Raw genomic sequence first — 13,145 nt, 5'->3', positions numbered from 1 at the left:
CTAGTAAACTGGACCTGTAAATATGGATGAATGAATGTAGTTCTTCTATATTGTTAGCCAGCTAACAAGTTTAAAATTTATATTTCTATATTTGGAAAAGAGGAAATCAAGTTGCATCCTGACAATTGGCAGTCGCCCGAGACACACGGAGAACTTTCACTGTATAATCATAGAACACGCGACGATGCCGCCATGGAGATTATCCATCTGTACATGCGGATGACTGCGAATCTTTTTGAAGAGGAAGAATTAGCTATGGATTTTGATATGCGTGATCTGCCTACCCGTGAGATGCTTCAGAAATTCTCAGAGCGTATTCCTGAAATTGATATTACCGCAACAGAAGCGATGCTGCTGTTTATGCGCACGTCATCCAATATGTTTAGAGTCAGCACACAACGATACGAACAATTCGGTATTTCGAGCGGCAAGTTTGCCTTGCTTATTTTGTTGTACCGCTACCAGGATACCGGACTGCTGGCGACCGAGCTGGCCGAGCGGGCAGGCATTACCAAAGCTACGGTTACCGGTCTGATCGAACGCATGGAGCGTGACGGACTTGTTACCCGCCAGAACCACCCTTCCGATCGCCGTATGAGCATTATTCATCTTACCGATGAAGGAACATCGTTAATGAATGATCTGCTGCCTGTTCATTTTACGAGTACATCTCGTATTATGAGCCATCTATCCGAAGCAGAACGCGAAGTGCTGCTGGAGCTGATACAGAAAATACAGCTGGGTATTTCGGAAGCGGAAAAAATTTAAATCACCATTCCTCCGGGCATATTAATGCCCATTACCCGTTATTTTGTTAGCTGGCTTACTTTATGATTTAAAGGTGAAATTCGGATGTCCCACTACCGCTGCTTGTATACGGAATCGACAGAACTGCGGCGGCAGCCAAATCCATCAGTCATAGTAATGATCTGCAGAATGTATTCACCCATTTATCCATCCCAAGTATCAAGGAGAGTTATTATTCATGAATCGCAATCAAATCGCAAGTTTGGTTATCCCCGTGATTTCTATCGCCTGCCTGCTGGGCGGTGGATTCCTGCTGCAGGCCAAAGGCCATGATCAGGTGACCCTGTCCCAATCTTCCCGCAGCACTACGCTCAGCTCCAGATCAGTGACTTTTTCCCGTTTGTATGGATGTTCAAATTCCTGCGCAGTCTAGGACTTCGCAGCGCACCGTTTCGGGGCTCGTCATTGCCCGCGGACTATAGGAAAAGCAAAAGCTGGCCAAAATGGCCGTCTCCGCACCAGCCGGTGGTCCGTCTCCGGAAGCAGGAGGTCCACCCGGAGTGGGCGGCCCTCCATCCGGCGCACCGGGCAGTCTGCCTGATGCTTCCGGTTCTCCCGGTCCTAACGTGCTGCCTATCCTCTATATCGGCATAATAAAAAAGGCTGTTCCACAGTGAAATTGATCGAACTGTCCCCTGTTGACTTTAACAAGGACAGTTCCCACTTTTTCGCTTGCGGAACAGCTTTTTCTTTGGGCATGTATGACCAGCTGCGTCATCTTATGTATTCACTGACGGATCAAGCCGGCATTATAAATATCCAATCGCCAAAACGATTATTGGGCAAATGTATCGGTCAGAACCGGAACGACCTGGGATTTACGGGATACGACACCTTTCAGCATAGCTGTGTGGTTATCCAGGGAGACGTTGTATGCTTTTTCCACAACATCTGTACGTTTACCCAGTGCCAGACCGACAGAGTCATTGTTCAGAATGTCGGTTACGACGAACAGGAACAGATCCAGACCTTTTTTCTCGATAACAGCGTTGATCGCTGTCTCAAGAGCAGCCTGCTGGGACAGTACGTCGTTTACGTCTACTGTATTTACCTGTGCGATTTCCACTTTGGCATCACCCATCTGGAATTCTTTGGCATCCAGGGAGATCAATTGTTCGACGGATTTGCCGCTCAGATCTGCACCTGCTTTGAGCATGTCCAGTCCGTATTTCTCGGCATCGACACCAGCGATTTCAGCCAGTTCGCGTGCCGCAGCTACATCCTGCTCGGTGCATGTAGGAGATTTGAACAGCAGGGAATCGGAGATGATCGCGGACAGCATCAGACCGGCGATTTCCTTGGAGATGGTTACACCGTTCTCCTTGTACAATTTGTTCAGAATCGTTGCTGTGCAGCCTACAGGCTCAGCGCGATAGTACAGCGGTGCGCTTGTCTCAAAGTTGGCAATACGATGGTGGTCGATAACTTCGGTTACGGTGACCTGATCGATATCGTCCGCACTTTGCTGACGCTCGTTATGGTCGACGAGGATAACTTCTTTCACTTCGCTTACTTTGTCTACCAGACGCGGAGCAGCTACTTTGAAGTAGTCCAGTGCGTACTGGGTCTCGCCATTCACTTCACCCAGGCGTACTGCTTCTGCATCGACACCCAGTTCTTTTTTCAGTGCTGCATAGACGATTGCAGATGTGATTGTATCCGTGTCCGGATTTTTATGACCAAAAACCAATACTTGTGGCATAATGACACTCCTTTAGTAATATAGGTTTGCGGGAAAAGTATATCTCACCTTGCCCGTTTTCTTCAATAGTATACCTTGTTTCCAAATTAAAATGAAGTTAATCCAGACTAAGTTTATAGGAATAAATGTTCATTAATTACTATACTCGTTGAGGATGGAACGATCTGCACCCATTACAGAATTCATAAGATCCATCTGATCCAATTGCAGAAAGGACTGTGCACCTGCCGACAGCTGAACCGGATGAATGAGTTGGCCGTACAGACGACGGCTCTGCTCGGCCCATGGAACCGCACATATTCCCCGCTTCCGGTCTTCCTCCAGCATTGTAAAAGACGGTAAAAATCCGATCCCCCACTGCTTCTGTACCCCCTGCTTGATCGCTTCGATACTGCCCAGTTCCCAGCGTACATCGGCATCAAGCGATGCCTGAGCCATCGTCTCCAGCAGCCCTGCCCGGTAGGTGCATCCTTCTTCCGTGAGGATCAGCGGCTGGTCCGTCAGTGCTGCAGCCGACAGGGAAGCCGCACCGGCGAGCGGATGCTGCTGATGCAGGATGATCATCATCTGCGCTTCGAACAATATCCTGCACTCGATACCGGTACTCTGATAAGGCTGGTCCAGAATCAGTGCCAGATCCAGCTTGCCCTCTCTCACCTGCCGGATCAGCTCCGATTCCTGGCCGAGTACGATTTTAATTTTATATCCGGGATATTGATTGCGGAAGATTTCGAGCAATCCCGGCAGATAGTAGAGCGACAGTGATTCGATCGTACCGATCGTGAGTACCGGCGCTTCGGGCTGCTGATGAATCACGGCCTCTTTTGCCTGCTGCTGCAGTTCCAACAGCTGCCGGGCATAGGGCAGCAATCGCTCTCCCGCCGATGTAGGCACAACCTGATTGCCACTGCGCTGCAGCAGACGCTGACCGCCATACAGCTGCTCCAGCCGCTGGATATGGTTGGTAATGCTGGACTGAGCATAATCCAGTTCCAGGGCGGTACGTGTATAATTGCCCCATTTTATCAGCTCGCAAAATGTTTTTAGATAGAGCAGTTCCATCGCTATGTCCCTCCCCCTGTATCTATGTATTCTATAGCGTCCAGCTTACGACAAATCGTGATTTTATTGTAGCAAAATTGTTATTCACAGTGGATGGATCGATAGGTTGTCCGAATACGGATGCGTTATCGATCATACCGATCACTGCTATTCATAACTTCATCCTACTTGCCGCCTTGCCGTCCTGTACAATTCGTAGAGAAGACAGCATGACGCCGGTATGGCCTCAACCAGCATCTGGTAGAGGAGCTGCCTGACAGCATTTTGGATCAATGATTTCTATATTAAAGGAGCTGACTGCAATGAACACACGACCACGCTTTTCATCGGTTACCGAGATTCCTGCTGCATCCCCGGAAGAAGCCTACCGTCACTTCTCCCAACGTCTGGCCTACGAGACAGATGTCGCTGATGTGGCGGCAGATCTGGGCAAAGGCATTACCTCTTTTATCCTGCTCGATGTTCGGGATGAACAAGCATATACGGAATGCCATATTCCCGGCGCCCTCTCCCTGCCCGGCCGCCGAATTACAGCGGAGAATACAGCTTCCTGGGATCGGGAACAGATGATTATTACCTACTGCTGGGGACCCGCCTGCAATGGGGCCACCCGTGCAGCTGCCAAGCTGGCCCAGCTGGGATTTCCGGTCAAGGAAATGATCGGCGGGATGGAGTACTGGCGTCAGGAAGGTGGCTCTGTAGAGGGCACACTTGGGAAAGAGGCTCCAATGTACTGGCAGGCACCTGGCAGTTGCTGAGGAATCGCATATTCTGGTTTCTACTACTCATCTTCCCATGTTAAATTAAATCCCCGGTAATCTGTATATGTACAGATTACCGGGGATGTTTTTTATCCACAGTGGATAACTGGTTTTCGGGCTGTGGAACCGTGGATAGCGGGGATAATTTGTTAATAATTCCCTTGGCAGGTGGAGGGTGGTCTGAATATAGTGAGTACATCCGCTGTGAAACGAGATTCCACTACTTCTTCCGGCTAAGAAGGGATATCTGGAATGACCTCCCAGCGGTCGATCTTCCTTTTTAAATATCGGGCGCTGGCAGAATTCTCTTGGCTTCACTCTGTACAGGGAGATATCGGATGCTGATGCAATAAAGCATTATCGCTACCAGCAGCATGAGTACGGCACCTGTCTGTACAGCGCCGGATATGGACCAGAGCTGGGCGGCGGCTCCAATCAGGAAGACGCAGACGATCTGCTGTACGGCCATGACCAGACTATATACACTGCTGATCCGGCCCATCATGCTGGCAGGCACATGATTCTGATAAAACGTAGTAAATCCTGTATTGGCAAAGGCCAGACTGAAAGCCAGCAGGAAGAAACCTGTTCCAGCCATCATCAGTGAACCTCCAAAAGCATAGATTATATAACCGATCCCTGTTCCGATCGCTCCGGCACCCAGCAGCCAGGCCACCGACAGTCGCTTGATCACCAGCATATTCACCAGTGCACCCACACCCAGACCTGCACCTGCAATACTGACCAGATAGCTGTATTCGCTATCGGTTACATGCAGCACTTCTTTGGTTAGCGCCACTTCCTGGGAATCCAGACCGGCAGCCAGCACCATAATCAGATAGAACAGCAGGTAAATCGTTGTAGCCATTTTGTGCTGACTGCTAAAGATGGCGACTTCGGTCCAGTCTTTTTTCAACAGTGCCCATGACATTGCCGAAGACGCGCTGTCCCCGCTGTGCTGCCCTTCTTCATTCAGCTTTAGCCAGCTGCGTAATTTGCGGGCGGCATGCTTTTGAGCTATTACCGCAGAAGTACCCGCAGAACGCTCCAGATCAGGCAGCAGCATCGTTATCAGTCCGGAGCATAAGAAACCTGCTGCCGTCAGAATGATCGCTGATTGCGGGCTCATGATTAGGAACAGCAGACCCGCTATCGCCGGTCCGATCAGAAATGCTCCTGAACTGATCAGGCTCTGCACCGCATTAAACCGTTTGCGGTGATCACTTGGAACGAGCTGAACAATATAAGCCATCGAAGACGGGCGAAATACTGCGCTGGCCATATAAATAAACCAGACCACCCCGTAAATGGGCCAGATCCGATCAAAAAACGGCAGTGTAAACAACAGCACAGCTCGCATTAGATCCAGCATTACCATCAGATTACGCTTATTCATCCGATCGATCAGACTGCCGGCCCAGCCATTCGTACATAATGCAGCAAATGGCTGAAGCATATACAGCCCGGCGATAGCCAGCGCCGAGCCCGACATGTCCAGCATCGTTAGATTCAAGGCAATCAGGAAGATCCAATCTCCTGTATAGGCAATTCCGATACCTGTCAGCAGAATCGCTGGATATTTCCAGGAAGACAGCATCTCTTGCCCTTTGGATGAACTTATGTATTTCATTACTAATATCCCCTCTCTTGGTCAGGGACAGATCCATAAGGAAACCATCCCTGGTTTAAGTCATCTGGTTCGCTGCTACAGCGTACCTGTCGATCTTCGGATGGTTCCTGTATGTATTTCATTGCGCCTCCTCCTTTCTATTCTGAATTGTTTTCCAGTTTATAATAGACAATCTAAATTTACAATCAAAAGAGCGACTGACATTTCCATATGATGCATCAGGCAGCGATTTTTGCTGCTGTATCCAATTGGTTTATATCTTTTTATGGAACTGGCGATTAAAGACCACAGAACCAGTATAAGTATTAAATAAGACCTATTTATCTTCAACAAATGGATGTCTTCCTCTGCTATGGAACTATCGATACAGCCAGCAAGAATCTCATTAAGGGAGGAACTCGTATGATCGAGACGATGGAACCGCAATTCTGGAGTATGACCTATCAAGACCAGATTTCAAGGGAAGAAGCACTGGACTTCTATGATGAATTGGATGTCGTAGAACTGGAAGAGATGATCGGAACCTGGCGTGGATTCGAGCTGCGCACCGGTCATCCGATGGAGGGAACACTGGAAAAGCTGCACTGGTACGGCAAGGCTTTTCATTCCATCGATAACGTTGATCCTTTGCTTTTTTATAAAAAAAATGGCAGCATCTTCGCTGCCGATCCAGGCCGTCTGATGGACAAGATGAAGCTGGTACCGAGCGATGGCGGAGAAGCCCGGCTGCGCATGATCGAACACCGTGGACGCATTACAGCAACGATGATTTACGATCATCTGCCGATTATGGATCATTTCCGCAAAGTCAGCGTAGATGTGGTCATGGGCATGATGGATATGAAGAATAATCCGCTGCCGTATTTCTTTTATCTCAAAAAGCTCGGTGCACCGGCGATTCGCTAACAGTTGTTATGTTAATAGCTGTTATATAATGTGGATTCCTTTTCGCATCTATTATGTCGAAGTCCCTGTGTGGTCATGATGACTGCACAGGGATTTTTTATGAGGTATGCCCACAAATAATACAGTAATGCAGTGCGTAGTCTTATTATACGTTTTGTGAGCAACACTGTTTGGCTGCTGCTGTCCGGGCGGCCAGTTTAAGAAAAGTTTAACTTTATTTTAGATTCCGTACATAATTGATGTTCTTTTATTTATGGACATGTTAGAACCTTCTTCTATGATAAGTCAGTAGCTTCATACATGAGGATCGGCTCAGAGAGAGCTCTGAATATCAGGAGGGAAATCGATGAAGAATTATCCGACTTATTTGTTACTGCTGGCTGGAATTGTGACAGCCAGTCAGAGTATGACCACCCCCGCACTGGGTGCGCCAGTCAGCATTTCCGCTAATCCTATCCATCTGCAGCGTACAAGTTCGCTGGGTACCCTGTCTGCGGTGAGTTTGCAGTCCGGCGTAAGCGCCAAGCTGAGCAATATCCAGATGGCCCGCAAAAACACCGGCAGTATCCTTATCTATACCCTCACCTACACCAATAATACGTCCAGTCCATACAAGCTTATCAACGCCTTTTCCAAAGTTACGACCACAGAGGGAATCACTGTCAAAGGCACCATCCTGCCCGAGAACAAAACCAAAACGATCGTGCCCGCCCACAATCAGTTATCCGTCACCTATTATATCAATTCCGGTACAGCAGCCAGTCTCAAAGGAACCCGGGTCACCATGTTCGGTTGGGACTTTAACAGCTCCAACTATGAGAAAAAGCTGGGCAGCTTCAAGCTTCCTGCCGCCTATTCTTCTGCCATTTCCCAGGGACAGAGCAAAAAAGTCGTTATCAATAACCTGGCGATGATCCTGAAGGCAGAGAAACTGCAGACTATCCGATTTAACGATAAATCCTATGCTGTCGTCATGCTGAATATTACCAACAAGGGCTCCGAGACGCTCAGCTCACCGAGCTACAAGACGTATCTCGAATCGGCTGGCGGCTCTTCGTTTGAGCTGCAGCTGGACCATGCAGGCCGCGAATACAGCATTCAGCCGGGAAGCAGCCGAACCGTCACCTATCTGACCGAGATTCCGGCGGCTTTAAATATGAAAAAGATGTCACTGCTCATTACCCGCAATGAACCGACACTGCAGCTGGAACTGCCTGTCGCCTCTTTCCAACTGCCTGGTACCACCACTTCCAGTCTGGTCGTCCCTGCCAACAAGGTCAAAAAGCTGACGATCGGCAGCAGCACCGTAGAGACGCAGCTCAAGCAGGCCAGCATGTCAACGAACGGCGACAAAGCCGCCTGGGTTATGCAGTTCCGCATCAAAAACACCAGCAGCCAGGCCGTCACGCTGCCCGTCTATGAACTCGCGATCAAATCGTCCGAAGGCTATGCTTTCCCGATCTCTACCAAAGCGCTCAGCGGCGTTACGCTGAAACCGCTGGAAGACAAAGTGATCCAGCTGGCTGTCGACATACCGCTCAAGCTCAAGCAAAGTGCACTGCAGCTGCAGCTGGTTGAGCCTTCTGCACCTACAAGCAGCAGTACGGACAGCACAGATACCAAAGAAGCAGCTCCCGCTCCGGCTGCGGATACGTTTACCCTGCCAACCGCCTTTTATAAAATTCCTTATGCCCAGGAACAGATGCAGTCCCAGCAGACGGAATATACGGTGGATAACAGCTATGGCAGCTTCGGCGTCACACTCGATTCGATCCAGCGGATGCCATGGTCCACGGAAGATATGGTCGTTGCCAAGATCCGTCTGCGCAATGCCGGCTCCTCTTCAGTGACGATTCCGGACCTGAACGGACAGATGAAAGCCGAGAACAACCGGACGAGCAGCCCGGTGCAGCTGGTAGCGGAAAATACCGATACCTCTTCCCTGGCTGCAGGAGACAGCGCCGTCTATTACGTCATCGGCCGCTTCCCGTATGACCATAACCTGAACCAACTCAAAATCGAACTGAACACTGTACCGGCCAAAGCCGATACTTCCGCTGTTGCCGAGCCTTTCCTGACACTGAATACAGGGCAAATCAGTTCTGCTGTATCCAAGATCGCCGGCGGCGCTTCGTTCCATATCCCGACAGCCGGTAAGCGAGCCGAAGTCAAGGAGCGACGCACCATTACTTATCAGGGTACAGGCCAGAATATCGCCTATACCGAGCTGGAAATGAGCAGCGAAGAGACACGTACATCCAATCCATCCCGACTGGTCGCCTATTACAAAACAGCGGATAACGAATATTATGAAGCTTCCGTTATCCAATCGAACAAAGCGATCCGGCCAAAAGGTAAAAATCTGATCACTATCTGGAGTCAGCTTCCGACCAATGTGAATACGTCCCAGCTGACACTGTATATCGGAGAAGGCGTCAAGGAAGGCCAGCTGGCTCAAGCGGACGACACACCTACCGCTTACATCAATACGGTAGAGCTTGCATTGAAAAAGCAGACTCCGGCTCCGGTCGCAACACTCAGCAGCGAGATGGAACTGTTCCCGTATACCTTTGCCATGACACGGGCTGTCGGTACGCTGGTGGAAGGTCAGGATACAGTCTCCTTTAACATGACTTATAATCTGACCAAAAACAGCAATTACGAGACAGGTGACACCGGTCATCGCCTGATTATGCAGTGGGTGGACCCATCCGGTCAGATCCAGGAGAAAGCCATGATTCCGGGTACCGATCTGGCTGCAGGCCAATCGCTCGCCTACTCCACATCCCTGACGAGCAGTGCCTACAAAACAACCAAAACCAGAAAATTCACCATCAATGTGTATGACGAATTCCAGGGTGAACGCATTCAGCTGGGAAGCCAGAGCTACAATCTGGATATGGTGCTCACAACAGTGGACAACTCTTCCAACACCGGCAGTTCTGCACCTGCACCCGTTACTCCGGACACGCCGGATACTCCCGATACATCGGCGAATCCCGACAAACCTGGGACACCCGACAGTGCCGAAAAGACAGGCAGCACCAGCAAGAACAGCAGTACGGACAATAGCAAAAATAGCCCATCGAACACTAATGGAGGAAAAGCATGAGAAGCAGAAAAGCAATCTGGATCACCGCTGCGACCGTTGTCGTCGCAGCAGCGGCAGCCGTATCCATCTACCATTTCTGGCCAAAACCCGAGCCGGAACCCGTCATCCCGCCCAATCTGATTACTGTACAAAAAGATAATATTTCTGTTCAGATCAAAGGCTCCGGAGCCACCAAAGCCACCAAGCAGACAATCGTCTATGCTGCTGACCAGGGCAATGTGAATCAGGTGCTCGGCACACTGAATATGAATGTCAAAAAAGGACAGGTGCTGATGACTTACAAAGGCGCCGATGTCTCCAAAGATATGCGGCAGCGTGTAACTACACTCAAGCAGCAGCAGACTGACCTGCACGACAAGCAGGAACAATACAAACAGCTCGTTATGGACAGCACTGTTCAGACCGATATAGATAGTGCCAAGCTGGCAATTGAAAAAGCCAAAACCGATATTGCCAGCACCGAGGAAGAGATCGCTCTGCTGCAAAAAGACCAGATTCCCCATAATCCGCTGGTTGCTCCGGTCAGCGGGACAATTACCAAAGTCAACATCGTACCCGGCGGAGCAGTCAGCAATGGCGCAGAAGTGTTCACTATCGTAGATTATCAGGACCTGAGCGCCACGATTCAGGTCGATGAGATGAATATTCCCAAAATTCATATGGGCATGAAAGCTTCGATACAGCTGGATGCCTTACCTGACAAGACTTACACGGGTCAGGTGTCAGCCATTGCCAATGAAGGAGCGATCAAAAACGGTGTGTCCACCTTTGCCGTTACGATTCATATGGACAAGGCCCCCAATGCCAAAGCAGGTATGTCGGCCCAGGCCACTATTTTTGTGGAAGAGAAAAAAAATATTCTCGTTCTCCCGATCGAGACCGTTATCCAGCGGGATGGAAAATACTTTGTCCAGCTGCAGGGCAAGCCTGATCCGCAGGCTCCGGCAGGCACTCCACCTGCTACTATAGAGAAAGAAATCGAGGTCGGGATTCATAATGAAAGCTTGATCGAAGTAAAAAGCGGTCTCAAAGAAGGCTCCCAGGTCGTTGGACCGGAAGCGGATATGTTTGGCGGAGCCGGATTATCCATGGACGGTACCGATGCCGCAATGGATAGCTCTGCCACCGATACAGGAGAGGGGGCTGTCGACAGTACCACTTCAGCGGAGGGTGACACTGCGGCGAACACTGATTCCGGCTTTTCGGCAGATGGCAGTTCAACCGACAGCAGCTCTTCCACCGGTACCAGTACGTCAACCGACAGTAGTTCTTCCACTGGAGGCGGCAGCCAATGAGCACAGAACTGCTGATCCAGATGGAGAATCTGCAGCATGGCTACACGATGGCAGGACAGCGTACGCTGATTCTGCAGGGCATCTCCTTTACTATCGACCATGGCGAATTCGTAGCGATTATCGGCCCTTCCGGATCAGGCAAGTCGACATTGATGAATATGATCGGCTGCCTGGATTTACCGAATGAAGGTAACTATCTGCTGGATGGACAAAATGTACGCAAACTGTCGGATAACCGTCTGGCCCGAATCCGCAACGAGAAAATCGGCTTTATTTTTCAAAATTTCAATCTGCTGCCCAAGCTGTCGGCTATTGAAAATGTAGAACTTCCCCTGATCTATCGTGGCGTCTCCTACCGGGAACGAAAAAGAAACGCCGAGGAAGCATTGATCAAGGTCGGTCTGCAGGAACGAATGCATCACCGTCCCAATCAGCTGTCCGGGGGCCAGCAGCAGCGCGTAGCAATTGCCCGTGCACTGGCCGGTCAGCCTCCACTGCTGCTGGCGGATGAACCGACAGGTGCCCTGGACCCCAAGACAGGCAAAGAAGTAATGAGTATGCTGCAGTCGCTGAATGCACAGGGACATACCATCATTCTGATCACCCATGATCTGGAGATCGCCGAGCAGGCCAAACGGGTCATCCGTATTCATGATGGCCAGGTCGCTGAAGATCGGAGGATTGAATTATGATCTTCTTTCAAAGTATACGGATGGCCATGACAAGTGTGATTGGTAACAAAATACGTTCCTTTCTGACCATGCTTGGTATTATTATTGGTGTATCCTCCGTTATTCTGGTCGTATCGGTCGGACGGAATTTTACCAATCAGATCACCGGGCAATTTGACGGCCTGGGTACCAACCAGCTGATGGTATCCATTATGGGAATGGGAGTAACCAGTTCACTCACCTATGAAGAGGTAGATGCCTTCAGTCAGCTTCAGGGCGTCGATCTGGTCTCTCCCACCATCTCCGGCAGTGCTACCGCCAAATCCGGCAATCGTCATACGGATGCCTCACTGGAAGGCGTAACACCCAATTACCGCCCTCTCAAAAATTATCAGCTCCGGGCCGGCCGTTTCCTGCTGGATATCGACAGCCAGTATCGCCAGGCAGTCGCTGTACTGGGCTCCGAGGTTGCCAGCAAGCTGTATGGTGCCGGCAATCCGATCGGCCAGGATGTACGGCTAAATGGAATACCCTTTAAAGTAGTGGGCGTACTCCAGCCCAAAGGCTCTGACCTGAGCGGCTCGAACGATGACAAAGTACTGATTCCCATCGCTACAGCCGAGCGCTTTTTGCAGACCAAAGGCATTCAGTCCTTTGTCGTCAAAGCAGTGAATCGGCAGGATGTTCCGGCAGTCAAAGCCCAGCTGGAAGCCGGTCTGAACCATAAATTCAAAAATCATCCGGAAGCCTACAATGTATTTGATGCGCAGGAGATGATTGAGAGTTCGGAGAAAACCTCGGCGATGATGTCTACCGCCCTCGCCAGTATTGCAGGTATCTCCCTCATTGTCGGCGGTATCGGGATTATGAATATCATGATTATGTCCGTTAATGAACGTACCCGGGAAATCGGCATCCGCAAAGCACTGGGTGCCAAGAAAAGCAATATTCTGATGCAGTTTATGTTCGAGTCCATCGTGCTGAGCAGCTTTGGCGGATTGATCGGTATAGGGGCAGGCATCGGGCTGACTTCTCTGGCTAGCAAGCTCCTCGGCAATCCTATCGATTACGCCTGGGATATCGTGCTGATCTCGTTTTTGTTTTCCTTTTTTATCGGTCTCGTATTTGGTATCAGTCCGGCCTACAAAGCTTCCCGGCTGCGGCCGATCCATGCACTCCGCACCGATTGATGACATACC

The 13,145-nt window shown here is 50.1% G+C and carries 12 protein-coding genes; 9 read left to right on the top strand and 3 right to left on the bottom strand.

Features of this window, described 5'->3' with window-relative positions:
• Positions 1-111 precede the first annotated feature (111 nt).
• From M1D61_RS03810 to M1D61_RS03800, 3 genes are all read left to right on the top strand, one after another.
• On the top strand, positions 112-768 hold the full coding sequence (locus M1D61_RS03810; RefSeq protein ID WP_458121235.1) for a MarR family winged helix-turn-helix transcriptional regulator: 657 nt from the start codon (positions 112-114) through the stop codon (positions 766-768).
• 217 nt (positions 769-985) lie between these two features.
• Entirely contained in the window at positions 986-1,180 is a 195-nt protein-coding gene (locus M1D61_RS03805) for a hypothetical protein (RefSeq protein WP_458121234.1), read from the top strand.
• 70 nt (positions 1,181-1,250) lie between these two features.
• Positions 1,251-1,424, top strand: coding sequence for a hypothetical protein (locus M1D61_RS03800; protein WP_458121233.1), 174 nt, complete (start codon positions 1,251-1,253; stop codon positions 1,422-1,424).
• 158 nt (positions 1,425-1,582) lie between these two features.
• Here M1D61_RS03800 and M1D61_RS03795 read toward each other — a convergent pair whose 3' ends face one another.
• Positions 1,583-2,509: a manganese-dependent inorganic pyrophosphatase gene (locus M1D61_RS03795; protein WP_458121232.1), complete on the bottom strand. Its 927-nt coding sequence runs from the start codon at positions 2,507-2,509 to the stop codon at positions 1,583-1,585.
• A gap of 132 nt (positions 2,510-2,641) precedes the next feature.
• Positions 2,642-3,571, bottom strand: coding sequence for a LysR family transcriptional regulator (locus tag M1D61_RS03790; protein ID WP_458121231.1), 930 nt, complete (start codon positions 3,569-3,571; stop codon positions 2,642-2,644).
• 302 nt (positions 3,572-3,873) lie between these two features.
• Between M1D61_RS03790 and M1D61_RS03785 the strand changes: the two genes are divergently transcribed.
• Positions 3,874-4,329, top strand: coding sequence for a rhodanese-like domain-containing protein (locus M1D61_RS03785; RefSeq protein WP_458121230.1), 456 nt, complete (start codon positions 3,874-3,876; stop codon positions 4,327-4,329).
• A 283-nt stretch (positions 4,330-4,612) separates the two neighbouring features.
• Here the strand turns inward: M1D61_RS03785 and M1D61_RS03780 are convergent, their stop codons facing one another.
• Positions 4,613-5,962, bottom strand: a complete 1,350-nt coding sequence (locus tag M1D61_RS03780) for an MFS transporter (protein WP_458121229.1) — start codon at positions 5,960-5,962, stop codon at positions 4,613-4,615.
• A gap of 402 nt (positions 5,963-6,364) precedes the next feature.
• Here M1D61_RS03780 and M1D61_RS03775 point away from each other — a divergent pair, with 402 nt between their 5' ends.
• From M1D61_RS03775 to M1D61_RS03755, 5 genes are all read left to right on the top strand, one after another.
• On the top strand, positions 6,365-6,868 hold the full coding sequence (locus M1D61_RS03775; protein WP_458121228.1) for a DUF4334 domain-containing protein: 504 nt from the start codon (positions 6,365-6,367) through the stop codon (positions 6,866-6,868).
• Positions 6,869-7,214: 346 nt separating this feature from the next.
• The gene (locus tag M1D61_RS03770; protein WP_458121227.1) at positions 7,215-9,980 is read left to right on the top strand and encodes a hypothetical protein; all 2,766 of its coding nucleotides are present in this window, start codon (positions 7,215-7,217) and stop codon (positions 9,978-9,980) included.
• Positions 9,977-11,275: an efflux RND transporter periplasmic adaptor subunit gene (locus M1D61_RS03765; RefSeq protein WP_458121226.1), complete on the top strand. Its 1,299-nt coding sequence runs from the start codon at positions 9,977-9,979 to the stop codon at positions 11,273-11,275. Before M1D61_RS03770 ends, M1D61_RS03765 begins: the two co-directional genes overlap by 4 nt.
• A complete protein-coding gene (locus M1D61_RS03760) occupies positions 11,272-11,967 on the top strand; it encodes an ABC transporter ATP-binding protein (protein WP_458121225.1) in 696 nt (231 codons plus the stop codon). Before M1D61_RS03765 ends, M1D61_RS03760 begins: the two co-directional genes overlap by 4 nt.
• A complete protein-coding gene (locus tag M1D61_RS03755) occupies positions 11,964-13,136 on the top strand; it encodes an ABC transporter permease (protein WP_458121224.1) in 1,173 nt (390 codons plus the stop codon). The genes M1D61_RS03760 and M1D61_RS03755 overlap by 4 nt, the downstream gene beginning before the upstream one ends.
• Positions 13,137-13,145: the final 9 nt, after the last annotated feature.

The sequence above is a fragment of the Paenibacillus sp. Z6-24 genome (assembly GCF_054161335.1).
The sequence above is the reverse complement of the archived record's forward strand: the minus strand, read 5'-3'. Positions and strand labels throughout refer to the sequence as shown.